The sequence below is a fragment of the Rhodococcus gordoniae genome, from assembly GCF_001646655.1.
Taxonomy (GTDB): domain Bacteria; phylum Actinomycetota; class Actinomycetes; order Mycobacteriales; family Mycobacteriaceae; genus Rhodococcus; species Rhodococcus gordoniae.
In genome coordinates this window covers 1-24,901 of the sequence record NZ_LPZN01000030.1, presented here as the reverse complement: position 1 = coordinate 24,901, position 24,901 = coordinate 1, and the positions used below count along the sequence as shown (strand labels likewise).

Sequence of the window (24,901 nt, the reverse complement as noted above, 5' to 3'; positions counted from 1 at the left end):
GTCGACGGGGCGTGGTTCTTCGGCACGGAAACGTGTCGGTACCCGCGCCTACCATGGCTGAGGGCCGAACTGCGGCCTTGTCTACAGGAAGGATGTGGCGTGGCAGACCGCCTGATCGTGCGAGGAGCCAGGGAACACAACCTGCGTGGTGTCGACCTGGATCTGCCGCGCGACAGTCTGATCGTGTTCACCGGACTGTCGGGTTCGGGCAAGTCGAGCCTCGCGTTCGACACCATCTTCGCCGAGGGACAACGGCGCTATGTCGAGTCTCTGTCGGCCTATGCCCGTCAGTTCCTCGGGCAGATGGACAAGCCGGACGTCGATTTCATCGAGGGTCTTTCGCCCGCGGTGTCGATCGACCAGAAGTCCACCAACCGCAACCCGCGGTCCACCGTCGGCACCATCACCGAGGTCTACGACTACCTGCGTCTGCTCTACGCCCGCGCCGGAACCCCGCACTGTCCGGTGTGCGGTGAGCAGATCTCCCGGCAGACGCCGCAGCAGATCGTCGACCAGGTGCTCGAGATGGAGCCCGGTGCCCGGTTCCAGGTCCTCGCGCCCGTCGTGCGTACCCGCAAGGGCGAGTTCGTCGACCTGTTCGAGCAGCTCACCATCCAGGGTTACTCCCGCGTGCGTGTCGACGGGGTGGTCCACACCCTGTCCGATCCGCCGAAGCTCAAGAAGCAGGAGAAGCACGACATCGAGGTCGTCGTCGACCGCCTCGCCGTCAAGCCCAGCGCGCAGCAGCGCCTCACCGACTCCATCGAGACCGCGCTCCGGCTCGCCGAAGGGGTCGTCGTGCTCGACTTCGTCGATCGCGAGGAGGACGCACCCGACCGCGAACGCCGGTTCTCCGAGACGCTCGCGTGCCCCAACTCGCACCCGCTGTCCATCGACGAACTCGAACCACGGTCGTTCTCGTTCAACTCGCCGTACGGTGCGTGCCCCGAGTGCGCCGGCCTGGGCGTGCGCAAGGAGGTCGACCCCGATCTCGTCGTTCCCGACCCGGATCTGAGCCTGGCCGACGGCGCGATCGCCCCGTGGTCGATGGGCCAGAGCGCCGAGTACTTCGGCCGGTTGCTGTCCGGTCTGGCCGATGCGCTCGGATTCGACATCGACACCCCGTGGCGGAAGCTGCCCGCCAAGGTGCGCAAGGCCGTGCTGGAAGGCAGCACCGAGCAGGTGCACGTGCGATACAAGAACCGCTACGGCCGCGTCCGCTCGTACTACGCCGAATTCGAAGGCGTCATGCCGTTCCTGCACCGCCGCCTCGAACAATCCGAATCCGACCAGGCCAAGGAACGCTACGAAGGCTATATGCGGGAGATCCCGTGTCCGGCCTGCGCCGGTGCGCGGTTGCGCCCCGAGATCCTGGCCGTGACGGTCAGCGCGGGCGACTTCGGCGCGATGTCCATCGCCGAGGTGAGCGATTTGTCGATCGCCGAGTGCGCGCGCTTCCTCGACGGTCTCGTCCTGGGCACACGGGAGGCAGCCATCGCCGGGCAGGTCCTCAAGGAGATCCAGGCCCGGCTCGGCTTCCTGCTCGACGTCGGACTCGACTACCTCACCCTGTCGCGCGCGGCGGGCACCCTCTCCGGCGGTGAAGCGCAACGTATCCGTCTCGCCACCCAGATCGGTTCCGGTCTCGTCGGCGTGCTGTACGTGCTCGACGAGCCGTCCATCGGTCTGCACCAGCGCGACAACCGTCGCCTCATCGACACCCTCACCCGGCTGCGCGATCTCGGCAACACTCTCATCGTCGTCGAACACGACGAGGACACCGTCCGCGCCTCCGACTGGGTCGTCGACATCGGCCCCCGCGCGGGTGAGCACGGTGGCAAGGTCGTGCACAGCGGCACCTACAAGGAGCTGCTCGACAATCCCGACTCGCTCACCGGGGCCTATCTGTCCGGGCGTGAGGAGATCGAGATTCCGGCGGTTCGCCGGCCCATCGACAAGGGGCGGCAGGTCACCGTCGTCGGTGCCCGCGAGAACAACCTGCGCGAGATCGACGTGTCGTTCCCGCTCGGCGTGCTCACCTGCATCACCGGTGTCTCCGGCTCCGGGAAGTCGACGCTCGTCAACGACATCCTCGCCACCGTGATGGCCAACAAGCTCAACGGCGCGCGACAGGTGCCGGGACGGCACACCCGCATCAACGGACTCGACCAGCTCGACAAGCTCGTCCAGGTCGACCAGTCGCCGATCGGCCGCACGCCGCGTTCCAACCCGGCTACCTACACAGGGGTGTTCGACAAGATCCGCACCCTGTTCGCGTCCACCACCGAGGCGAAGGTGCGCGGCTACCAGCCGGGCCGGTTCTCCTTCAACGTCAAGGGCGGCCGGTGCGAGGCGTGCTCGGGCGACGGCACGTTGAAGATCGAGATGAACTTCCTGCCCGACGTGTACGTGCCGTGCGAGGTGTGCCACGGCGCCCGCTACAACCGCGAGACGCTCGAGGTGCACTACAAGGGCAAGACCATCGCCGAGGTGCTCGACATGTCGATCGAGGAGGCCGCCGAGTTCTTCCAGCCGGTCACCTCCATCCACCGCTACCTCAATACGCTGGTGGAGGTCGGTCTCGGCTACGTCCGCCTCGGCCAGCCGGCGACGACCCTGTCCGGTGGTGAGGCGCAGCGCGTCAAGCTCGCCGCCGAACTGCAGAAGCGCTCCAACGGGCGTACCGCCTACATCCTCGACGAGCCCACCACGGGCCTGCACTTCGAGGACATCCGCAAACTGCTCGGGGTCATCAACGGTCTGGTCGACAAGGGCAACAGCGTGATCGTCATCGAGCACAACCTCGACGTCATCAAGACCGCCGACTGGATCATCGATATGGGTCCGGAGGGCGGCTCCGGGGGCGGCACGGTGGTTGCGCAGGGCACCCCGGACGAGGTCGTCACGGTGGAGGAGAGCTACACCGGACGCTTCCTTGCGGAGATCCTCGACGGCCGGGCCGCCGCGCCCACTCGCGCTCCGGCACGCAAGCGCGCCGCGAAGACGAAGACCACCGCGACGAAGACCACCGCGACGAAGACTGCCGGGACGAAGACGACCGCAAAGGCCAAGACCACCACGAAGAAGGTGGCTGCCGCGAGCTGACGACCCGATCCGCCCGCCGCGACGGCGGGCGGATCCGGTCGTGGGAGTCGGAAGTGGGGTCGGAACCGGTGCCGCGTCGGATCAGTAGACCGGGCCGGTGTACTTCTCGCCCGGGCCCTTGCCCGGTTCGTCGGGCACCGCGGATGCCTCGCGGAAGGCGCGCTGCAGTGCCTGCAGTCCTTCGCGCAGCGGGCCGGCGTGCGGACCGAGATATTCCACCGACGAGGTGATCAGTCCGGCGAGGGCCGTGATCACGCGGCGAGCCTCGTCGAGGTCACGTCGTGCGCTGCTGTCCGGATCCTCGTCGGCGAGACCGAGCTTCTCGGCAGCCGAACTCATCAGCATCACGGCTGCGCGGCTGATCACCTCGACGGCCGGAATGTCGGCGAGCTCGCGCACATCCTGTGCCGCAGCATCCTGATCGGGGGTCTCGGGAGCGTCCGTCATAGCGATGAGCATAGGGTCGCGTCGCTCGTCGCCGATGGCGCGGGTGGGGCGCGGATTCCCCGATTCGTCGCCGACGTGCATTTTTGTTAGACTGGACCGCACGACCGCCCGCGGTGATCCTCCGTGGGCAGCAAAGTGGAGTCCGACTCCCACCTCTGGCGGCACATCGATGCAGCTCAGGGGTCCGGTCCCTCGGGTGCGTATGCCCCGGATGTCCGCCCTTCACCGGGCGGTGCGGATCACGCAGCGCGAGCTGGGTGCCGTCGACCGGTCGGTATCGGACCCCGTGTGGAGCCTCGGCACCACAGCGGGGTCTTCTTGTCGAGGAGTAGGGCCACGTGCTGCGGTGCGGTCAGACCGACCACACCGCTCTACCTAGGAGGCCCCATCAGCGCTGAGACCCGCATCAACGAACGCATCCGAGTTCCCGAGGTCCGACTCGTCGGACCCGGCGGTGAACAGGTCGGAATCGTGCGTGTTGAAGATGCCCTCCGCCTGGCAATCGAAGCCGACCTCGACCTCGTCGAGGTGGCACCCGACGCCCGGCCGCCGGTCTGCAAGATCATGGACTACGGCAAGTTCAAGTACGAAGCCGCGCAGAAGGCGCGCGAATCGCGCAAGAACCAGCAGCAGACCGTGATCAAGGAGCAGAAGCTCCGCCCGAAGATCGACGACCACGACTACGAGACCAAGAAGCGCAACGTCGTGCGCTTCCTCGAAGCCGGTTCGAAGGTCAAGGTCACCATCATGTTCCGTGGCCGCGAGCAGTCGCGCCCCGAACTCGGATTCCGGTTGCTGCAGCGCCTCGGCGCCGATGTCGCCGAGCTCGGCTTCATCGAGACCAGTCCGAAGCAGGACGGCCGGAACATGACCATGGTGCTGGCCCCGCACAAGGGTGCGAAGACCCGCGCGAAGGCTCAGGAAGCCGCGCAGGCCGCACCGGCGCAGGCCGCTCCGCGCCCGGCAGCCTCCGCCGCCCCGTCCACGGAGGCCGCGCCGGCTCCCGAGACGGGCGACGCCCCGAGCAACTAGCCCGCTCAGGCAGCACATCCGGTGCTGTCCGTGAGCACCGATGTACGCACACGACAAGAACTGAGGACTCCATGCCCAAGTCGAAGACCCACAGCGGCACCGCGAAGCGATTCAAGGTGTCCGGTAGCGGAAAGGTCCTGCGCCAGAAGGCGGGTCGCCGCCACCTGCTCGAGCACAAGTCCTCGCGGGTGACGCGTCGTCTCGACGGCAAGGCCGTCGTCTCCGACGCCGACACCCCGCGCGTCAAGCGCATGCTCGGGCTCTGAGCCTCTCCGACCGATCCACCCGGGGACGGACATCTCGTCCCCCGAACTCTGACAGGACATAACCAGTGGCACGCGTGAAGAGGGCCGTCAACGCCCAGAAGAAGCGTCGTTCGATTCTCGAGGCCTCGAAGGGCTACCGCGGACAGCGCTCGCGCCTGTACCGCAAGGCCAAGGAGCAGCAGCTCCACTCGCTGACCTACGCATACCGCGACCGTCGCGCCCGCAAGGGTGATTTCCGCAAGCTGTGGATCAGCCGCATCAACGCTGCTGCCCGCGCCAACGACATCACCTACAACCGCTTCATCCAGGGCCTCAAGGCCGCCGGTGTCGAGGTCGACCGCAAGATCCTCGCCGAGCTCGCCGTCTCCGACGCCGAGGCCTTCGCCGGTCTCGTCGCCGTCGCCAAGGCTGCACTGCCGGCCGACGTCAACGCTCCGGCTGCCTGAGTGCTGCCCTGAGCAACGACAATCTCCAGGAACGGCCCGTGGACACGCTCACCGAGCGCACCCCACGGGTCGTTTCTGCTGTGAAACTGCTCCGGACCGCCGAGCGTCGCAAGACCGGTCGGTTCCTCGCCGAGGGTGAGAACTCCGTCACCGAAGCGCTCGCCGCCGCACGGGTGCACGAGTTGTTCGTCACCGAGGCCGCCGCCGGTCGCTACGGCCGACTCGTCGACGACGCGCGCGGTCGCGGTGTGCGCGTGGGGATCGTCACCGAACGCGCCGCCGCCCGGCTGTCCGACACCGTGACCCCACCCGGTCTCGTCGCCGTGTGCGACACCCTCGACGTGCCGCTCGCCGAAGCGGTGACGTCCCGGTCGCGGCTGCTCGCCGTGCCGGTCGCCGTCGCCGAGCCCGGCAACGCCGGCACCCTCATTCGCGTGTCCGACGCGGTCGGCGCCGACGCCGTGGTGCTCGCCGGCGACAGCGTCGACCCGCACAACGGCAAGTGCGTGCGCTCCTCGGCCGGCAGCATCTTTCACCTGCCGGTCGCCCGCGAACGCGACACCGACCGGGTCCTGGCCGCCCTCACCGACGCCGGCGTGCAGATCCTTGCGACCGCCGCCGACGGCGAGATCGACCTCGACGACGCCGACGACCTGCTCGCCGCCCCCACTGCGTGGCTGTTCGGCAACGAGGCCCACGGACTCGACCCGCAGGTCGCCGCCGGCGCCGACCATCGCGTCCGAATCCCCATTCGCGGACGCGCCGAATCGCTCAATCTCGCCACCGCCGCCTCGATCTGCCTGTATGCGAGCGCGCGGGTGCAACATCGGGCCGCTCGGCCCATCACATAGGATTTCCTCCGGTGCGCCGCGGACTCCGGCCCGCACCGCGCCTGGAGAGATCACCCGTTCGTCCGAAGAAGGAGATGCACCGGTCGTGGCCAAGAAAGAGGGCGGCACCCCGCCGGCAGTCGATCCGAGCGCTCTGACCGAGGACGCGCTCACCGCCGCCGAGAAGTCCGCGATCGACGCATTCGCCGCTGCGACCGACCTCGACGCACTCGCCCAGGCGAAGATCGACCACCTCGGCGACAAGGCGCCCCTCTCCCTCGCGAAGCGTGCCCTGGGCTCGCTGCCCGGCAACGAACGCGCCGACGCCGGCAAGCGGGTCAACGCGCACCGCACGGCGGTGCAGGCCGCCTTCGACGACCGCAAGGCGGCGTTGCAGGCCGAACGTGATGCCGCGGTCCTCGTCGCCGAGGCCGTCGACGTCACCCTGCCCGCGACCCGCAGCGCGCTCGGCGCCCGGCACCCGATCTCGATCATCTCCGACGAGATCGCCGACGTCTTCGTCGCGATGGGCTGGGAGGTCGCCGAAGGCCCCGAGGTCGAGACCGAGCACTTCAACTTCGACGCCCTGAACTTCCTGCCCGACCATCCGGCACGCACGATGCAGGACACCTTCCACATCGCCCCGGAAGGTTCGCGGCAGGTGCTGCGCACCCACACCTCGCCCGTGCAGGTCCGCACCATGCTGCACCGCGACATCCCGATCTACGTCGTGTGCCCGGGCCGTACCTTCCGCACCGACGAACTCGATGCCACCCATACGCCGGTCTTCTCGCAGGTCGAAGGTCTCGCGGTGGACAAGGGTCTGACCATGGCGCATCTGCGCGGCACCCTCGACGCGTTCGCGCGGGCACTGTTCGGGCCGGAGACCCGCACCCGGATGCGACCGAACTACTTCCCGTTCACCGAACCGTCCGCCGAGGTCGACGTGTGGTTCCCGAACAAGAAGGGCGGTGCCGGCTGGGTCGAATGGGGCGGCTGCGGCATGGTCAACCCCAACGTGCTCCGGGCCTCGGGCATCGATCCCGACGTCTACACCGGGTTCGCCTTCGGTATGGGTCTCGAACGCACCCTGCAGTTCCGCAACGGCATCCCCGACATGCGCGACATCGTCGAGGGCGACGTCCGCTTCACCCTGCCGTTCGGTGTGCAGGGCTGAGAGCCCTCTCCCCACCCCGACTCCACCGACGACCGAACGAAAGAGCTGAGCACAAGTGCGAGTAGCGCAGTCCTGGCTGACCGAGATCCTGCAGCGCGCCACCCCGGAGTGGGACGTCACCGCCGAGGAACTCGACGCGGGATTCGTCCGGGTCGGGCTCGAGGTCGAGGACGTCGAGATCCTTGCCCGCATCGACAACCTCGTCGTCGGGCGGGTCGCGGAGATCACCGAGCTCACCGAATTCAAGAAGCCCATCCGCTTCTGCAAGGTCGACGTCGGCGAGGACGAACCGCGTGGCATCGTGTGCGGCGCCCGTAACTTCGCCGAGGGCGACCTCGTCGTCGCGGCGCTGCCCGGCGCCGTGCTCCCGGGCGACTTCGTCATCGCCTCCCGCAAGACCTACGGGCACATCTCCGACGGCATGATCTGCTCGCTGTCCGAACTGGGCATCGGCAAGGACCACTCCGGCATCCTCGTGCTCGAACCGGGCAGCGCCGAACCCGGCACCGACGCCAACGACCTGCTCGGCCTCGGCGACACCCTCATCGAACTCAACATCACCCCCGACCGCGGTTACTGCTTCTCCGTCCGCGGGCTCACTCGCGAACTCGCGTGCGGCTTCGACCTCGAGTTCGCCGATCCGGCGAGCGTGCCGGCGCTGCCGTCCGACGGCGGGGAGGCCTACCCGATCCGGCTCGAGGCCGAGACGAACGCGACCCGGTTCGCCGCGCGCCGCGTCACCGGCATCGACCCGAAGGCCGTGAGCCCCTGGTGGATGCAGCGTCGCCTGCACACCGCCGGTGTCCGCCCGATCTCGCCCGCGGTCGACGTGACCAACTACGTCATGCTCGAGCTCGGCCAGCCGTTGCACGCCTTCGACGCCGCGACCCTGCGGGGTGAGCTGGTCGTGCGGCGTGCCCGGGCAGGGGAGAAACTCACCACCCTCGACGGTGTCGAGCGCGACCTCGATCCCGAGGACGTCGTCATCACCGACGACTCCGGGGTGATCTCCCTCGCCGGCATCATGGGCGGCTCCACCACCGAGGTCAGCGACTCGACCACCGACGTGTTGCTCGAGGCCGCCACCTGGGATCCGCTCGCCGTCTTCCGCGGCAACCGCCGGCACAAGCTCAGCAGTGAGGCCGGCAAACGCTTCGAGCGCACCGTCGACCCGGCCGTGGCCCGTGCCGCGCTCGACCGGGCCGCGAGCCTGCTCGTCGAGATCGCCGGTGGCCGGGTCGAGCCGACCCTCACCGACATCGTCGTGCCCACCGAGAGCCCGACGATCCGCATGGACATCGACCTGCCCGACCGTATGGCCGGGGTGAGTTACCCGAACGGCACCGCCGCCCGCCGCCTCACGCAGATCGGGTGCACCGTCGAGGTCGGCGTCGGCGAGGACGGCCACGGCCAGCTCGTGGTTACCCCGCCGACCTGGCGTCCCGACCTGCGTCAGCCCGCCGACCTGGTCGAGGAGGTGCTGCGTTTGGAGGGACTCGAGCAGATCCCGTCGGTGCTGCCCAGCGCCCCGGCCGGGCGCGGCCTGACGGCCCCGCAGAAGCGTCGCCGCTCCGTCTCCCGCGCACTGGCCTACGACGGCTACGTCGAGGTCCTCGCCCCCGTCTTCCTGCCCGCCGGTGTGTTCGACATCTGGGGACTGGACGCCGACGATCCGCGACGCGTGACCACGAAGGTCCTCAACCCGCTCGAGGCCGACCGCCCCGAACTGGCGACCACCCTGCTGCCGGGGCTGCTCGAGATCCTCGGGCGCAACGTCTCCCGCGGGCAGCGGGATCTGTCGCTGTACGCGATCGCCCAGGTCGTCCGGCCCACCCCGGAGACCACGCCGGTGCAGGCCCTGCCGGTGGACCGTCGCCCCAGCGACGACGAGATCGCGCTGCTCGAAGGGTCGTTGCCGGCGCAGCCCGTCCACGTCGGTGGTGTGCTCGCCGGTCTGCGCGAACCGGCCGGACCGTGGGGGCCGGGCCGGGCCGCCGATGCCTTCGACGCCTTCGCCGCCGCGGAGAGCGTGGCACGCGCCGCGGGGGTGCGCCTCGAGCGCCGCGCCGCACAGTACCTGCCGTGGCATCCCGGCCGCTGCGCCGAACTGCTCGTCGACGGCGTGGTCGTCGGTCATGCCGGAGAATTGCATCCGGCCGTGATCGAGCGTGCCGGGCTGCCGGCTCGCACCTGCGCCTTCGAGCTCGATCTCGATGCCCTGCCGATCGTGGAATCTCTTCCCGCCCCGCTCGTCTCGCCGTTCCCGGCGGTCCTGCAGGACGTCGCGGTCGTCGTCGATGCGAGCGTGCCGGCCGCCGATGTCGAGAGCGCGTTGCGCTCCGGTGGCGGCGACCTGCTCGAGGACATCCGCCTGTTCGACGTGTACGAGGGCGCCCAGCTGGGGGAGAACCGCAAGTCGCTCGCGTTCGCGCTGCGCTTTCGTGCCGCAGACCGCACCCTCACCGAGGACGAGGCCAGCGCCGCCCGCGAGGCGGCCGTCGCCGCCGCGGCCACCGCGGTCGGCGCGCAGCTACGCGCCTGAGGGGACGCGCGTGTCCCCGCCCGGCAGCCACACGTCGGGCGGGACCGTGGCGACCGTGCGACCCGCCCGGTCGAGGACGTGTCCGGCGAGCGTATGGATTCGCGGCACGAGGACACGATCGCGCACCGTCGGATCGGGGCCCGCGCGAGCAGGCAGGCTCGCGCCGAACAGGACGCAGCGGGAGCCGGGCGACGTAGCCTGGATGCATGAGCAAGGATGAAGACGGCCGGGTGCCGTCCCCGGAGGAGCCCGACAGGCCGGAGCAACCCGTCCCCGACGTGACTCCGGCCGGTCCGGAGACGCCGACGGTGCCGGATGTGCCGCCGGGCCCGGACATCCCGGACGTGCCGCCGATCGACCCGGAACCGAGCCCCGATCCCGACGTGACCCCGCGCGATGCGGCGACGCCGCACGATGTGCAGGTCCACGACGCCGAGATCGTCGCCCCGGGGAAGGTCGACGCGGGAGTCGTCGGCACCGGTGTCCGTGCTCCGACGATCGAGGAGATCACCGGCTACACCGCGGACGGGGTGCCGACCTTCGAGTCGGTGCGTGAGAAGATCGAGCAGCGCTCGGCGACCGCGCTCGGCGCCGAGGAACTGGCTCGTGCGACCGGGGCGGGTCGCACGCTCGACGAGCAGTACGAGGATCGTAGGGCGGCCGCCGCCGACCGTCTCGCCGAGATCCGGCGGTCACTGCGGTCGGAGTGAATTCCCCCCGAACGGGACACCCCGTATGAAACGATTTGCATGAGAGTGCATAATCATTCGTATGGGTACTTCACCGGACTTCACCGCCACCTCCGAGTCGCCGCTACGGGTCGCCGTGGCCGGCGCCAGCGGCTACGCGGGCGGCGAGATCCTGCGCCTGCTCCTCGGCCATCCCGCCTGCCAGGACGGATCCCTCGTCATCGGCGCACTCACCGCCGGGGGCAACGCCGGCGTCACCCTGCGTGAGTTCCATCCCCACCTGCTGCCGCTCGCCGACCGCGTGCTCGGTGCCACCGACATCGACACCCTGCTCGGACACGACGTCGTCTTCCTCGGCCTGCCGCACGGCCACTCCGCCGTGATCGCCGCGCAGCTGCCCGACACCACCGTCGTGATCGATTGCGGTGCCGACTTCCGGCTCGAGAACGCCGCCGACTGGCAACGCTGGTACGGCAGCGACCACGCCGGAACCTGGCCCTACGGGATGCCCGAGCTGCCCGGCAAGCGCGACGCCCTCGTCGGCGCCACCCGCATCGCGGTCCCCGGTTGTTATCCCACCTCCGCCTCGCTCGCCCTCGCCCCAGCCGTCGCCGCGGGCATCGTCGAACCCGTCGTGCAGGTCGTGGCGGTCTCCGGCACCTCCGGCGCCGGGAAGTCCCCGAAGGTCGACCTCCTCGGCTCCGAGGTCATGGGCTCGGTCCGTGCCTACGGTGTCGGCGGCGCCCACCGCCACACCCCCGAGATCAAGCAGAACCTCTCCGCCCTCGCCGGCACCGACGTGAAGGTCTCGTTCACCCCGGTCCTCGCTCCCATGCCCCGCGGCATCCTGGCGACCTGCACCGCGCCGACCACGGTGACCGCCGCGGAGGCCCGCGCGGTCTACGAGAAGGCCTACGCCGACGAACCCTTCGTGCAGCTGCTGCCCGAGGGTGCATTGCCCACCACCGGCGCGGTGGTCGGCTCGAACGCCGTGCAGATCGCCGTCACCGTCGACCCCGACGCCGGCCTGCTCGTCGTCGTCGCCGCGCTCGACAACCTCACCAAGGGCACCGCCGGTGCCGCCGTGCAATCGATGAACCTGGCGCTCGGTCTGCCCGAGACCGCCGGCCTGTCCACCGTGGGAGTGGCTCCGTGACCGAGAACAAGTACGCCGACGACGTCTACACCGGTGCCACCGAGATCGCCGGGGGACGCCTGATCCGCAGCCAGGGCGTCACCAGCCCCGCCGGATTCCGGGCCGCCGGCATCCCCGCGGGCATCAAGATCTCCGGCCGGCAGGACCTCGCCCTCGTGGTCAACGAAGGCCCCGAACTCACCGCCGCCGGCGTCTTCACCATGAACAAGGTCAAGGCCGCCCCCGTCCTGTGGTCCCAGCAGGTCCTGAAGTCGGGCAGCCTGCGCGCGGTGATCCTCAACTCCGGCGGCGCCAACGCATGCACCGGCGCCGGGGGGTTCCAGGACACCCACGCCACCGCCGAGGCCGTCGCCGACGCCCTGAGCAACTGGGGCACCGAGACCGGGGCCGGTGAGGTCGCCGTGTGCTCGACCGGCCTGATCGGCGACCGCCTGCCGATGGACAAGGTGCTCTCCGGCGTGCAGGAGATCGTCCACGAGCTCGCCGGTGGCATCTCCGGCGGCACCGACGCCGCCTACGCCATCATGACCACCGACACCGTGCCCAAGCAGGCTGCCCTGCACCACGCCGACAAGTGGAACGTCGGCGGCATGGCCAAGGGCGCCGGCATGCTCGCCCCCGCCCTGGCGACCATGCTGTGCGTGGTCACCACCGACGCCGTCGCCACCGCCGAGCAACTCGACACCGCGCTGCGCCACGCGTCCCGGCTCACCTTCGACCGCCTCGACGTCGACGGCGCGACCTCCACCAACGACACCGTGCTGCTGCTGGCCTCCGGCGCCAGCGGGATCACCCCGAGCCAGGACGATCTGAACGCCGCCGTCCTCGCCGTGTGCGACGACCTCGCCGAGCAGATGATGGCCGACGCCGAAGGAGTCACCAAGCGCGTCACCGTCACTGTCCGTGGTGCCGTCAGCGAGGCCGACGCCCTGATCGGGGCGCGCACCGTCGCCCGCGACAGCCTCGTCAAGACCGCCCTGTTCGGTTCCGACCCCAACTGGGGACGTGTGCTCGCCGCCATCGGCATCGCCCCGATCGAACTCGACCCCGACAAGATCTCGGTGTCGTTCAACGGCAATCCCGTGTGCATCGACGGCGTCGGCGCCCCCGGCGCCCGCGAGGTCGACCTGTCCGCCGCCGACATCGCCCTCGACATCGACCTCGGTCTCGGCGACGCGCAGGTGTCCATCCGCACCACCGACCTCTCGCACGCCTACGTCGAAGAGAACTCGGCGTACTCGTCGTGACCGGCACGAGCACAGGAGACGACGTGACCGACGCACTGATCGCCGACCTCACCTCGCACCAGAAGGCGTTCGTCCTCGCCGAGGCCCTGCCGTGGCTGCAGAAGTTCCGCGACAAGATCGTGGTCGTCAAGTACGGCGGCAACGCCATGATCGACGACACCCTCAAGTCCGCCTTCGCCGCCGACATGGCGTTCCTGCGCACCGTCGGCATCCACCCCGTGGTGGTCCACGGCGGCGGCCCGCAGATCAACGCCATGCTGAAGCGCCTCGGCCTCGAAGGCGAGTTCCGCGGCGGCTTCCGCGTCACCACTCCCGAGGTCATGGACGTCGTGCGGATGGTGCTCTTCGGGCAGGTCGGCCGCGAACTCGTCGGCCTGATCAACAGCCACGGTCCGTACGCCGTCGGCACCTCCGGCGAAGACGCCGGGCTGTTCACCGCGACCCGCCGCACGGTCGTCGTCGACGGCGAGGACACCGACATCGGTCTCGTCGGCGACGTCACCGCCGTCGACCCCGGTGCGGTGCTCGACCTCATCGCCGCCGGCCGTATCCCCGTGGTCTCCACGATCGCGCCCGACGCCGACGGGGTGGTGCACAACATCAACGCCGACACCGCCGCAGCGGCCCTGGCCGAAGCACTCGGCGCGGAGAAGCTGGTCGTGCTCACCGACGTCGAGGGCCTCTACACGAACTGGCCCGATCGCGGCTCGCTCACCTCCCGGATCGACGCCGATGCCCTCACCGCGCTGCTACCGTCGCTCGACTCCGGCATGGTCCCCAAGATGGAGGCGTGCCTGCGTGCCGTGCAGGGCGGAGTGCCCAGCGCGCATGTCATCGACGGCCGCCGAGCGCACTCCGTGCTCCTCGAACTGTTCACCGAAGAAGGCATCGGCACCATGGTGGTGCCGGTCTCCGAGAAGGAAGGCCCCGCATGACCGGCACGTCCGACCTCCAGCAGCGCTGGGCGGGTTCGCTGATGAACAACTACGGCGTGCCCAAGGTCGCCCTGGTCGCCGGTGACGGCGCCGTGCTCACCGACGCCGACGGCAAGCAGTACCTCGATCTGCTCGGCGGCATCGCCGTCAACAGCCTCGGCCACCGTCACCCGGCGATCATCGAGGCCGTGACCGCGCAGCTGAACCAGCTCGGCCACGTGTCGAACCTGTACGCCTCGCCGCCGGTGCTCGAACTCGCCGAGAAACTCCTCGCGCACTTCGGTCACGAGGGCCGCGCCTTCTTCTGCAACTCCGGCACCGAGGCCAACGAGGCGGCGTTCAAGATCGCCCGGCTCACCGGACGGCCGAAGATCGTCGCGTGCGAGAAGGCCTTCCACGGCCGCACCATGGGCGCTCTCGCCCTCACCGGCCAGCCCGACAAGCGTGCGCCCTTCGAGCCGATGCCCGCGGGCGTCGAGTTCGTACCCTACGGCGATCTCGCCGCGCTCGACGCCGCGATCGACGAGAACACCGCCGCCGTCTTCCTCGAACCGATCATGGGCGAATCCGGCGTCGTCGTCCCGCCCGAGGGCTATCTCGCCGGCGCGCGCCGCCTCACCACCGAACGCGGCGCCCTGCTCGTGCTCGACGAGGTCCAGACCGGCATCGCCCGCACCGGCACCTTCTTCGCCCACCAGGCTGCGGGAATCACCCCCGATGTGATGACCCTTGCCAAGGGCCTCGGCGGTGGTCTGCCCATCGGCGCCGTTCTCGCGACCGGCCCGGCCGCCGAGCTGTTCCAGCCCGGCAAGCACGGCACCACCTTCGGCGGCAACCCGGTGTGCGCGGCGGCGGCACTCGCGGTGCTTCGCACGATCGACGAACAGAACCTGCTCGATCACGTGAACGCCGTCGGCAAGACCCTCGCCGCCGGCATCGAGGACATCGGGCATCCGCTCGTGTCGCACGTGCGCGGGTCCGGGCTGCTGCGTGGCATCGTCCTCACCGCCGCGAAGGCACCGGCCGTCGAAACCGCTGCCCGCGAGGCCGGTTTCCTCGTCAACGCCGCTGCCCCCGACGTGATCCGTCTCGCGCCCCCGCTGATCCTCACCGAACCGCAGGCCGAGAGCTTCGTGACAGCGCTGCCCGCGATCCTCGACACCGCCGACCGGGAAGGAAACTGACCGTGCTCCGCCACTTCCTGCGCGACGACGACCTCACCCCGGCCGAACAGACCGAGGTACTCGAACTCGCCGCCGAACTCAAGAAGGCACCGCTGTCCCGCCGCCCCCTCGAAGGGCCCCTCAGCGTCGCCGTGCTGTTCGACAAGACCTCTACCCGCACCCGCTTCTCGTTCGACGCCGGCATCGCCCAGCTGGGCGGCCACGCCATCGTCGTCGACACCGGCGCCACCCAGATCGGTAAGGGCGAAACCCTCGAGGACACCGCCCGGATGTTCTCCCGCTTCACCGAAGCGGTGGTGTGGCGCACCTACGGCCAGGACCGCATCGAGACGCTCGCCGCGCACTCGACCGTGCCCGTCGTCAACGCGCTCACCGACACCTTCCACCCCTGCCAGGTCCTCGCCGACCTGCAGACCGTCCGCGAGCGCAAGGGCAGCACCGCAGGGCTGCGCATGACCTATTTCGGCGACGGCGCGAACAACATGGCGCATTCGCTCATGCTCGGCGGCGTCACCGCCGGCATGCACGTGACCATCGCGTCCCCGGCCGGATTCACCCCCGACCCGCAGGTCGTCGCCGCGACCCGCGCGCGGGCCGAGCAGACCGGCGGCACCGTCACCGTCACCGACGACCCGCGCGCCGGAGCCGCCGACGCCGACGTGCTCGTCACCGATACCTGGGTGTCGATGGGGCAGGAGGACGACGGCAAGGACCGCGAGGCCCCCTTCCGGCCGTTCCAACTGAACGACGAGCTCGTCTCCCTCGCCGACGCCGACTCGATCGTGCTGCACTGCCTGCCCGCCTACCGCGGCAAGGAGATCACCGCCGAGGTCATCGACGGGCCGCGGTCGGTGGTGTGGGACGAGGCCGAGAACCGCCTGCACGCGCAGAAGGCCCTGCTCGTGTGGCTGCTCGAGCAGAGCCGGAGCTGACCGTGAGCACGGCGGCGAACCATGCGGACAGCGCGGCGAGCGCGCCGACACGCGCGGCACGGCAGGCCCGTATCGTCGCTCTGCTCGCCGCACATCCCGTGCGCAGCCACACCGAACTCGCCGCTCTGCTCGCCGCGGACGGCATCGAGGTGTCCACCGCCACCCTCTCCCGCGACCTCGAGGAACTCGGGGCCGTGAAGCTCCGCGGGGCCGACGGGGGAGCGGGGGTGTACGTCGTCCCGGAGGACGGCAGCCCCGTGCGCGGCGTGACCGGCGGCACCGACCGCCTGTCCCGTCTCCTCGGTGAACTGCTGGTGTCGACCGACTCGAGCGGCAACATCGCCGTGCTGCGCACCCCGCCGGGGGCAGCGCACTATCTGGCCAGTGCACTCGATCGGGCATCATTACCCGAGGTGGTCGGAACGATCGCCGGCGACGACACCATCGCGGTCATCGCCCGCGAACCGACGACGGGAGCCGAACTGGCCGCGAAAATCGAATCACTCACCTGACCTACCACTCATAGACGCACGTCGAAATACAAAGGAGCACAAAGACAATGGCCGAACGCGTCGTACTCGCCTATTCGGGCGGGCTGGACACCTCCGTCGCCATCAGCTGGATCGGCAAGGAGACCGGCAAGGAGGTCGTCGCCGTCGCCATCGACCTCGGCCAGGGTGGCGAGGACATGGAGGTCGTGCGTCAGCGCGCCCTCGACTGCGGTGCCGTCGAATCGATCGTCGTCGACGCCAAGGACGAGTTCGCCAACGAGTACTGCCTGCCCACCGTCCAGGCCAACGCGCTCTACATGGATCGCTACCCGCTGGTCTCGGCCATCAGCCGCCCGCTGATCGTCAAGCACATCGTGCAGGCCGCCCGCGAGCACGGCGGCACCGTCGTCTCGCACGGCTGCACCGGCAAGGGCAACGACCAGGTCCGCTTCGAGGTCGGCTTCGGTGCCCTCGCTCCCGACCTCCAGGTCATCGCACCGGTCCGCGACTACGCCTGGACCCGCGAGAAGGCCATCGCCTTCGCCGAGGAGCACGGCCTTCCCATCAACGTCACCAAGCGCTCGCCGTTCTCCATCGATCAGAACGTGTGGGGCCGCGCCGTCGAGACCGGCTTCCTCGAAGACCTGTGGAACGCCCCCACCAAGGACGTCTACGACTACACCGAGGACCCCACCGCCCACTGGCAGGCCCCCGACGAGCTGATCGTCAGCTTCGAGGCCGGCCGCCCCGTCGCCATCGACGGCAAGCACGTCACCGTCCTCGAGGCGATCCAGGAACTCAACCGTCGCGCCGGTGCCCAGGGTGTGGGCCGTCTCGACATGGTCGAGGACCGCCTCGTCGGCATCAAGAGCCGCGAGATCTACGAGGCACCCGGCGCCATCGCGCTGATCACCGCGCACCAGGAACTCGAGCACGTCACCCTCGAGCGCGAACTCGGCCGCTACAAGCGGCGCGTCGAGGAGCGCTGGAGCGAACTGGTCTACGACGGCCTGTGGTTCTCCCCGCTGAAGACCGCCCTCGACGCCTTCGTCGCGAACACCCAGGAACGCGTCACCGGCGACATCCGCATGGTGCTCCACGGTGGGCACATCACCGTCAACGGCCGCCGCAGCCCCGAGTCGCTCTACGATTTCAACCTCGCCACCTACGACGAGGGCGACAGCTTCGACCAGTCCAACGCCAAGGGCTTCGTGCAGATCCACGGCCTGTCGTCGAAGGTCGCCGCGAAGCGCGATCTGGGCCTGTAGTCATGACGGCTCACGGCACCAACGAAGGTGCCCTGTGGGGCGGCCGGTTCGCATCCGGACCGGCCGCCGCCATGGCGGCGCTGAGCAAGTCCACGCACTTCGACTGGGCCCTGGCCCCGTACGACGTGCGCGCCTCGCAGGCCCATGCCAAGGTCCTGCACCGCGCCGGACTCCTCACCGGCGACGACCTCGCCACGATGCTCGACGGCCTCGACCGACTCGCCGCCGATGTGGCCTCGGGTGCGTTCGGTCCCGCCGAATCCGACGAGGACGTGCACGGCGCGCTCGAACGGGGACTCATCGAGCGGGTCGGTCCCGAGGTCGGCGGCCGGCTCCGCGCGGGCCGCTCCCGCAACGACCAGGTCGCGACGCTGTTCCGGATGTGGCTGCGCGACAGCGCGCGGCGCATCGCCGACGGTGTCCTCGACGTGGTGGAAGCGATCGCCGGCCAGGCCGCGGCCCACCCCGATGCCGTGATGCCCGGCAAGACGCACCTGCAGGCGGCGCAGCCCGTGCTGCTCGCACACCACCTGCTGGCCCACGCACACCCGCTGTTGCGCGACGTCGACCGGTTGCGCGACTTCGACAAGCGCGCGGCGGTGTCGCCGTACGGGTCGGGTGCGCTGGCCGGATCGTCGCTCGGTCTCGACCCCGACGCGATCGCGGCCGATCTGGGCTTCGACTCCGCGGCCGACAACTCCATCGACGCGACCAGTTCTCGTGACTTCGCGGCGGAAGCGGCCTTCGTCTTCGCGCAGATCGCCGTCGACCTCTCCCGCATGGCGGAGGAGGTCATCCTGTGGAGCACTCCCGAGTTCGGATACGTCACCCTCGCGGACGAATGGTCGACCGGGTCGTCGATCATGCCGCAGAAGAAGAACCCGGACGTCTCCGAGCTCACCCGCGGTAAGGCCGGTCGCCTCATCGGCAACCTCACCGGACTGCTGGCCACCCTCAAGGCGCAGCCGCTGGCCTACAACCGCGACCTGCAGGAGGACAAGGAGCCGGTCTTCGACTCGGTGGCGCAGCTCGAGCTGCTGCTCCCGGCCATTGCCGGTCTCGTCTCGACGCTGACCTTCCACACCGAGCGCATGGCCGAACTCGCTCCCGCCGGCTTCACCCTCGCGACCGACATCGCCGAGTGGATGGTCCGGCAGGGCGTACCGTTCCGCGTCGCCCACGAGGCGGCCGGTGCGTGCGTGCGGGTCGCCGAGGGACGCGGAGTCGGCCTCGAGGACCTCACCGACGACGAACTGGCCGGTGTCGATCCGGCACTGACCCCGCAGGTGCGGGACGTGCTCACGGTCGAAGGCTCGATCGCCTCGCGCGACGCGCGCGGCGGTACCGCGGGCGTGCGGGTCGTCGAGCAGCTCGGCCGCGTGCGCGATGCCGCGGTGCAGTTGCGCGACTGGGTCCGCGGCTGACCCACCTGCCGTCCCGGGCACCCCGAGTTGCCCGGGACGGTCACGGTGGTGTGGCAGGCTGGCACATACTCTCGGCACGCAGCGGGTACCGGTGTAGAACCGCAGGTGCCGGGGACCCGTGCGGATACATCGTCGAGAGGGGAGCGGACCGTGGGACTGGACGCCGATGTAGTGGCCGAGTCGATGCGACGGCTCGTCGCCACCGCCCAGAACGGTCTCGACGTCCTGCGGTTCGGTGGCCTCGAACCGGACCGGTCGTCCTCGCCGTACCAGGTCGTCGAACGCACCGCGATGTACCGACTCCGCCGGTACTTCCCCGAATCGGACACCGCTTCCACGGGCATCCCGATCGTCCTCGTACCGCCCATGATGGTGTCCGCCGAGGTCTACGACGTCACCCGTGACGCCGGCGCCGTCGGCACCCTCCACGACGCGGGACTCGACCCGTGGGTCGTGGACTTCGGTTCGCCCGACCAGGAGGAGGGCGGCTGGAAGCGCACCCTCACCGATCATCTCCTCGCCCTCGACGAGATCGTCGACCGCGTGCGCGCCTACACCGGCCACGACGTCCACCTCGGTGGATACTCGCAGGGCGGAATGTTCTGCTATCAGGTGGCCGCGTACCGGCGCAGCCGCGGCATCGCGAGCCTGATCACTTTCGGCAGCCCCGTCGACACCCTCGCCGCGCTGCCCTTCGGGATCCCCGAGATCGTCGCGACCCACTCCGCGGACTTCCTCGCCGACCACGTCTTCAACCGCCTCGCGATCACCGGATGGATGGCGCGCACCGGCTTCCAGCTGCTCGATCCGGTCAAGACCGTGCGATCGCGCATCGACTTCCTGCTCCAGCTCCACGACAGGGAAGCGCTGCTGCCGCGCGAGCCGCAACGCCGGTTCCTCGACACCGAGGGGTGGGTGGCGTGGTCCGGTCCGGCCGTCGCCGAGATGCTGCGCCAGTTCATCGCCCACAATCGCATGGTCAGTGGCGGTTTCGTCGTCAACGACCGGGTGGTGAGCCTCGCCGAGATCACCTGTCCCGTCCTCGCGTTCGTCGGCGAGGTCGACGACATCGGGCAACCGCTCGCCGTGCGCGGTATCCGCAAAGCGGCACCCCGCGCGGAGATCTACGAATGCACTTTGCGTGCAGGGCATTTCGGGCTCGTCGTGGGCAGCGTTGCCGGCCAGCAGACGTGGCCCTCGGTCGGCGAATGGGTGCAGTGGCGCGAGGGAGTCGGTGATCGTCCCGTCGGTATGGCGCCGATGGTCGTGCCCGATCCGAAGGACGAGGGCACCGGCGTCTCGGTCGCATCCCGCATCACCCACACCGTCGCGACCCTCGCCGACGTGGGAACGGACTTCGGTAGAGGAGTTGCGGGGATCGCCGTCGGCGCCGTCCGCGGCGCACGCGATCTCACCGGTGAGGCCGCACGCGCGTTGCCCCGGCTCGCGCGGCTCGGACAGATCCAGTCGCGCACCCGCATCTCCGTCGGGGGTCTGCTCGCCGAGATCGGCCGCAAGTCGCCGAAACGGGAGTGCTTCATCTTCGAGGACCGCGTCTACACATTCGACGCTGTGAACCGCCGGATCGACAACGTCGTGCTCGGTCTCGTCGACAACGGCGTCCGCCCCGCGATGCACGTCGGGATCCTCATGGACGTGCGTCCCAGTGCTATGGCCGCGGTCGCCGCGATCTCCCGCCTCGGCGGTGTCTCCGTGCTGATCCCGCCCGGACCGGACGTCGCGGAGGCCGTGCGCCTCGGCGGTGTCGAGAAGATCGTGGCCGATCCGGAGAACCTCGATGCGGCCGTGGCGACCGGTCTGCCCGTGCTGGTGCTCGGTGGTGGCGACGTTCGCGACCTCGACATCGAACCCGGCACCGACGTCGTCGATCTCGAACGACTCGACATCTCGTCGGTGCAACTGCCGGGGTGGTACGTCCCCGATCCCGGTCTTGCGCGGGAGCTCGCGTTCGTCCTCTTCTCCGGCAGCGGCGACACGCTCGCGGTGCGGCGGGTCACCAACTACCGGTGGGCGCTGTCGGCCTTCGGTACGGCGACCGCCGCCTCGCTCGGTCGCGGCGACACGATGTATTGCCTTGCGCCTCTGCATCATTCGTCCGGTCTTCTGGTCAGTTTCGGTGGGGCGCTGGCGGGTGGAGCGCGTATCGCGTTGTCCCGCGGGCTGAATCCCTCGCTGTTCAGCGATGAGGTGCACCGCTACGGCGTCACCGTCGTCACCTACACCTGGGCGATGTTGCGTGAGGTGCTCGACAGCCCCTCGCTGCACATCGACGCCATCCATCCCATCCGGTTGTTCATCGGATCCGGTATGCCACCGGGGTTGTGGCGCCGCACGCTCGACAGGTTCCAGCCTGCGCGGGTGCTCGAGTTCTACGCCTCGACCGAGGGCAACGTCGTGCTCGCGAACGTCTCCGGTTCGAAGATCGGCTCGAAGGGCCGGCCGTTGCCCGGCAGCGCCGACGTGCGGCTCGCCGCCTACGACGCCGGCGCGGGCCGACTCGTCGAGGACGACCGCGGGTTCGTGCGGGAGGCGCGGGTCGGTGAGGTCGGACTGCTGCTCGGCAAACCCGGGCCCGCCGCCTCGGCGCTCACCGGCGTCATGCGCGGGGTGTTCGAACCGGGCGACGTGTGGGTGCCCACCGACAACCTGTTCCGGCGCGACGCCGACGGCGACTTCTGGCTGCTCGACAGCCGACGGACGGTGATCCCCACCTTCCACGGTCCGGTCTTCACCCAGAGCGTGACCGACGTCCTCGAAGCGATCCCGCGCGTCGACCTCGCCGTCGCCTACGGGATCTCGGTGGGCGGACGCGACATCGCGGTGGCCGCGTGCACGTTGCGGGGCAACCGGGCACCGACGGCGGCAGAGATCACCGCAGCGTTCGACGCGATTGCGCCCGACGAACGGCCGGATCTGGTGCACATCGTGCACGACATCCCCTTGGGGCCGTCCTATCGTCCGGCGGCCGACGGGCTGCGCGAACAGGGATTGCCCGTTCCCACCGTCCGCACCTGGTACCTGAGCCCCGACACGGGGACGTACAAGAGATTCACCAAGGCCGTCGCGCTGGCCTGGAAGGCGGGCACGGCCGGTTCGCCCGCCGGGGCGCGGTAGCCTGGTTCCGGTTCGGTTCCGCCCTTCGAAAGGACATCCGTGGCTGTCGATCCCACGTTGCTGAGCATTCTGGCCTGTCCCGAGGACAAGGGGCCGTTGCTTCTCGTCGACGACGCGGTCCTCTACAACCCCCGCCTGCGGCGGGCGTATCCGATCGAGAACGGCATCCCCGTCCTCCTCGTCGACGAGGCCCACGAGGTCACCGATGCCGAGCACAACGACTTCACCGCGCGCGGTGTCGCCGGATGGAGTGCAGACTGAGCCGCTGCAGCAGATCCGTTCGCGGCGAGCTCGAGGGACTCGATCCGGTCGAGGCAGCCGCCGCGCTGCTCGGAGCGACTGTCCGGGTAGGGGAGACCACCGTCCTGCTGACCGAGGTCGAGGCCTACGGCGGGCCCGAGGACGGACCGTGGCCCGACCCGGCAGCGCACTCGTATCGAGGACCCACCCCGCGCAATTCCGTCATGTTCGGGCCCGCAGGACATCTGTACGTCTACCGGAGCTACGGCCTGCACTTCTGCGCGAACATCTCCCTCGGTCCCGATGGCACCGCCGCAGCAGTGCTGTTACGGGGCGGTGAGGTCGTCGACGGAGAACAGGCCGCCCGGGCCCGTCGCACCCCCGGCACGCCGTTCGCCAACCTCGCTCGGGGACCCGGAAATCTGGCCGCTGCCCTCGGTCTCGACCTGGCCGACAACGGCATCGACGTGGGCGTCTCCGATGCCCGGGTGCGCGTGGAACTTCCGGCAGAGCCGCTGGTCGGCGAGGTCGCACGCGGTCCACGGGTGGGGATCAGCGTCGCCGCCGACAGGCCGTGGCGGTTGTGGATTCCCGGCGCCGTCGGAGTCTCCGCGTACCGGCGCAGCCCACGCGCGCCCGCCGCTCCTCACGGGTGATGGGATGATCGAACGGTGACTGAGCACATCCTCGACGAACTGACCTGGCGCGGTCTCATCGCGCAATCGACCGATCTCGACGCACTTCGAGGCGAACTCGACAAGGGTCCGATCACCCTCTATGCCGGTTTCGATCCGACCGGTCCGAGCCTGCACGCCGGTCACCTCGTACCGCTCCTCGCTCTCAAACGTTTCCAGCGCGCCGGCCACCGGCCCATCGTTCTCGCAGGTGGCGCGACCGGCATGATCGGCGACCCACGGGACGTGGGGGAGCGGACCATGAACTCCGCCGACACCGTCGCCGAGTGGGCCGGACGGATCCGGGGACAGCTCGAACGGTTCGTCGAGTTCGACGACTCTCGGACGGGAGCCGTGGTCGTGAACAACCTCGACTGGACCCGCAATCTGTCGGTGATCGACTTCCTGCGCGACATCGGCAAGCACTTCTCGGTCAACGTGATGCTCGCTCGAGACACAGTCAAGCGCCGGCTCGAAGCCGACGGCATCTCGTACACCGAGTTCAGCTACATGCTGCTGCAGGCGAACGACTACGTGCAGCTCCGCCGCGAGCACGGGTGTGCGCTGCAGGTCGGTGGTTCCGACCAGTGGGGCAACATCATCGCCGGCGTCGAACTCAACCGGCGAACCGACGGCGCGAGCGTGCATGCGCTGACCGTCCCGCTCGTGACCTCCTCGGACGGCAAGAAGTTCGGCAAGTCCACCGGCGGTGGCAGCCTGTGGCTCGACCCCGAGATGACCAGCCCGTACGCCTGGTACCAGTACTTCGTCAACGCGGCCGACGCCGACGTCATGAAGTACCTGCGCTGGTTCACCTTCCTCGACAAGGACGAACTCGCCGAACTCGAGACCGCCACCACGGAGCGTCCGCACGCGCGCGAGGCCCAGAAGCGGCTCGCCGCAGAGATGACGACGCTCGTCCACGGTGCGCACAACACCGCCTCGGTCGAACTGGCCAGTCGCGCACTGTTCGGCCGGGGGGAGCTCGGCGACCTCGACGAGTCCACACTCGCGGCCGCATTGACCGAGGCGTCCGTGACCGAGCTCCACGCCGGCGAACCGGACACGATCGTGGATCTGCTCGTCGCGTCGGGACTGTGCGAGAGCAAGGGCGCTGCACGGCGCACCGTCAAGGAAGGCGGGGCATCGGTCAACAACGTCCGGATCTCCTCGGAGGAGTGGACCGCGCGCGACGGAGAGCTGCTGCACGGCAGCTGGCTCGTCCTGCGCCGGGGCAAGCGGAACTTCGCCGGTGTCCGCGTCGTCCACGACTGATGCTGTTTGCCGACGCTGACGAGCCTCTGACCAGCGGATTTGACGGCTCGTTAGCGTCGGCGTAACTTAGTCGTCGTTCGAGCGACACCGAACAGCCCGCCGGACCGAGAGGTTCGGAAATAGGCATGTTCGATGTCGCATCGATCGGCTCTCACAGAAGAGACGGGGAACGCAACGAGTTTGTGTCCCTGAAATCGGATGTGATAGCTTGGAACGGTTGCCTCGGAGCGGGTCGGACGACAGTCCGGAACGTGACGATGTGCGCGTGTTCTTTGAGAACTCAACAGTGTGCCGATGAATGTCAGTGCCAAATAATATTTGGTGCGACCACTTCACTTTTGTGGGTGGTTGTTGCTGGACATCGCATTCTTCCGTCTGCGGTGATCCAGTGTTGTATAGCTAGTTT

The 24,901-nt window shown here is 69.4% G+C and carries 21 protein-coding genes; 20 read left to right on the top strand and 1 reads right to left on the bottom strand.

What is annotated here, in order from left to right:
- The first annotated feature begins 99 nt into the window (after positions 1 to 99).
- Positions 100 to 3,105: an excinuclease ABC subunit UvrA gene (gene uvrA / locus A8G18_RS13140; RefSeq protein ID WP_064064226.1), complete on the top strand. Its 3,006-nt coding sequence runs from the start codon at positions 100 to 102 to the stop codon at positions 3,103 to 3,105.
- Positions 3,106 to 3,186: 81 nt separating this feature from the next.
- Here uvrA and A8G18_RS13135 read toward each other — a convergent pair whose 3' ends face one another.
- Complete coding sequence (locus tag A8G18_RS13135; protein WP_026003566.1) at positions 3,187 to 3,552, bottom strand: DUF1844 domain-containing protein; 366 nt, start codon at positions 3,550 to 3,552, stop codon at positions 3,187 to 3,189.
- A gap of 318 nt (positions 3,553 to 3,870) precedes the next feature.
- On the opposite strand from A8G18_RS13135, the gene infC reads away from it, so the two are divergent.
- The 19 genes from infC to tyrS all read left to right on the top strand — a co-directional run bounded on the left by infC (position 3,871) and on the right by tyrS (position 24,495).
- Entirely contained in the window at positions 3,871 to 4,584 is a 714-nt protein-coding gene (gene infC / locus A8G18_RS13130) for a translation initiation factor IF-3 (RefSeq protein ID WP_084421781.1), read from the top strand.
- A gap of 71 nt (positions 4,585 to 4,655) precedes the next feature.
- Positions 4,656 to 4,850 carry a 50S ribosomal protein L35 gene (gene rpmI, locus A8G18_RS13125; RefSeq protein WP_016935462.1) on the top strand — a complete coding sequence of 65 codons (195 nt, stop codon included), beginning with the start codon at positions 4,656 to 4,658 and terminating at the stop codon, positions 4,848 to 4,850.
- Between the two features lie 65 nt (positions 4,851 to 4,915).
- Positions 4,916 to 5,296, top strand: a complete 381-nt coding sequence (rplT, locus tag A8G18_RS13120) for a 50S ribosomal protein L20 (RefSeq protein ID WP_006553977.1) — start codon at positions 4,916 to 4,918, stop codon at positions 5,294 to 5,296.
- A gap of 38 nt (positions 5,297 to 5,334) precedes the next feature.
- Positions 5,335 to 6,147 carry a TrmH family RNA methyltransferase gene (locus tag A8G18_RS13115; protein WP_064064224.1) on the top strand — a complete coding sequence of 271 codons (813 nt, stop codon included), beginning with the start codon at positions 5,335 to 5,337 and terminating at the stop codon, positions 6,145 to 6,147.
- An 85-nt stretch (positions 6,148 to 6,232) separates the two neighbouring features.
- Positions 6,233 to 7,303, top strand: coding sequence for a phenylalanine--tRNA ligase subunit alpha (gene pheS / locus A8G18_RS13110; RefSeq protein ID WP_064064223.1), 1,071 nt, complete (start codon positions 6,233 to 6,235; stop codon positions 7,301 to 7,303).
- 55 nt (positions 7,304 to 7,358) lie between these two features.
- Positions 7,359 to 9,845, top strand: coding sequence for a phenylalanine--tRNA ligase subunit beta (gene pheT / locus A8G18_RS13105; RefSeq protein ID WP_064064222.1), 2,487 nt, complete (start codon positions 7,359 to 7,361; stop codon positions 9,843 to 9,845).
- Between the two features lie 206 nt (positions 9,846 to 10,051).
- Positions 10,052 to 10,555 carry a PspA/IM30 family protein gene (locus tag A8G18_RS13100; RefSeq protein WP_064064221.1) on the top strand — a complete coding sequence of 168 codons (504 nt, stop codon included), beginning with the start codon at positions 10,052 to 10,054 and terminating at the stop codon, positions 10,553 to 10,555.
- A 61-nt stretch (positions 10,556 to 10,616) separates the two neighbouring features.
- Positions 10,617 to 11,690, top strand: coding sequence for an N-acetyl-gamma-glutamyl-phosphate reductase (gene argC, locus A8G18_RS13095; protein ID WP_064064220.1), 1,074 nt, complete (start codon positions 10,617 to 10,619; stop codon positions 11,688 to 11,690).
- On the top strand, positions 11,687 to 12,937 hold the full coding sequence (gene argJ, locus A8G18_RS13090) for a bifunctional glutamate N-acetyltransferase/amino-acid acetyltransferase ArgJ (protein WP_064064219.1): 1,251 nt from the start codon (positions 11,687 to 11,689) through the stop codon (positions 12,935 to 12,937). Before argC ends, argJ begins: the two co-directional genes overlap by 4 nt.
- Positions 12,934 to 13,872 (top strand): acetylglutamate kinase, encoded by a 939-nt coding sequence (gene argB / locus A8G18_RS13085; RefSeq protein ID WP_016934580.1) that lies wholly within the window; start codon positions 12,934 to 12,936, stop codon positions 13,870 to 13,872. The genes argJ and argB overlap by 4 nt, the downstream gene beginning before the upstream one ends.
- Positions 13,869 to 15,056, top strand: coding sequence for an acetylornithine transaminase (locus A8G18_RS13080; protein WP_016934579.1), 1,188 nt, complete (start codon positions 13,869 to 13,871; stop codon positions 15,054 to 15,056). Before argB ends, A8G18_RS13080 begins: the two co-directional genes overlap by 4 nt.
- 2 nt (positions 15,057 to 15,058) lie before the next feature.
- Positions 15,059 to 15,988, top strand: coding sequence for an ornithine carbamoyltransferase (argF, locus tag A8G18_RS13075; RefSeq protein WP_020372505.1), 930 nt, complete (start codon positions 15,059 to 15,061; stop codon positions 15,986 to 15,988).
- A 2-nt stretch (positions 15,989 to 15,990) separates the two neighbouring features.
- Positions 15,991 to 16,500 (top strand): arginine repressor, encoded by a 510-nt coding sequence (locus A8G18_RS13070; protein WP_064064218.1) that lies wholly within the window; start codon positions 15,991 to 15,993, stop codon positions 16,498 to 16,500.
- 47 nt (positions 16,501 to 16,547) lie between these two features.
- Positions 16,548 to 17,747: an argininosuccinate synthase gene (locus A8G18_RS13065; RefSeq protein ID WP_064064217.1), complete on the top strand. Its 1,200-nt coding sequence runs from the start codon at positions 16,548 to 16,550 to the stop codon at positions 17,745 to 17,747.
- Positions 17,748 to 17,749: 2 nt separating this feature from the next.
- Positions 17,750 to 19,171, top strand: a complete 1,422-nt coding sequence (gene argH, locus A8G18_RS13060) for an argininosuccinate lyase (protein ID WP_064064216.1) — start codon at positions 17,750 to 17,752, stop codon at positions 19,169 to 19,171.
- 150 nt (positions 19,172 to 19,321) lie between these two features.
- Positions 19,322 to 22,306, top strand: a complete 2,985-nt coding sequence (locus tag A8G18_RS13055; RefSeq protein WP_084421779.1) for an AMP-binding protein — start codon at positions 19,322 to 19,324, stop codon at positions 22,304 to 22,306.
- Positions 22,307 to 22,345: 39 nt separating this feature from the next.
- Complete coding sequence (locus A8G18_RS13050; RefSeq protein ID WP_064064215.1) at positions 22,346 to 22,567, top strand: Trm112 family protein; 222 nt, start codon at positions 22,346 to 22,348, stop codon at positions 22,565 to 22,567.
- Positions 22,552 to 23,202 carry a DNA-3-methyladenine glycosylase gene (locus A8G18_RS13045; RefSeq protein ID WP_064064214.1) on the top strand — a complete coding sequence of 217 codons (651 nt, stop codon included), beginning with the start codon at positions 22,552 to 22,554 and terminating at the stop codon, positions 23,200 to 23,202. The genes A8G18_RS13050 and A8G18_RS13045 overlap by 16 nt, the downstream gene beginning before the upstream one ends.
- Before the next feature lie 15 nt (positions 23,203 to 23,217).
- Positions 23,218 to 24,495 (top strand): tyrosine--tRNA ligase, encoded by a 1,278-nt coding sequence (tyrS, locus tag A8G18_RS13040; protein ID WP_016934278.1) that lies wholly within the window; start codon positions 23,218 to 23,220, stop codon positions 24,493 to 24,495.
- Positions 24,496 to 24,901 lie beyond the last annotated feature (406 nt).

Excerpts from the sequence above, each read along its gene's own strand:
- argC (WP_064064220.1), top strand. The coding sequence starts at position 10,617 with ATGGGTACTTCACCGGACTTCACCGCCACCTCCGAGTCGCCGCTACGG.
- A8G18_RS13065 (WP_064064217.1), top strand. The coding sequence starts at position 16,548 with ATGGCCGAACGCGTCGTACTCGCCTATTCGGGCGGGCTGGACACCTCC.
- A8G18_RS13080 (WP_016934579.1), top strand. The coding sequence starts at position 13,869 with ATGACCGGCACGTCCGACCTCCAGCAGCGCTGGGCGGGTTCGCTGATG.
- rpmI (WP_016935462.1), top strand. The coding sequence starts at position 4,656 with ATGCCCAAGTCGAAGACCCACAGCGGCACCGCGAAGCGATTCAAGGTG.
- A8G18_RS13045 (WP_064064214.1), top strand. The coding sequence starts at position 22,552 with ATGGAGTGCAGACTGAGCCGCTGCAGCAGATCCGTTCGCGGCGAGCTC.
- A8G18_RS13100 (WP_064064221.1), top strand. The coding sequence starts at position 10,052 with ATGAGCAAGGATGAAGACGGCCGGGTGCCGTCCCCGGAGGAGCCCGAC.
- A8G18_RS13135 (WP_026003566.1), bottom strand. The coding sequence starts at position 3,552 with ATGACGGACGCTCCCGAGACCCCCGATCAGGATGCTGCGGCACAGGAT.
- argH (WP_064064216.1), top strand. The coding sequence starts at position 17,750 with ATGACGGCTCACGGCACCAACGAAGGTGCCCTGTGGGGCGGCCGGTTC.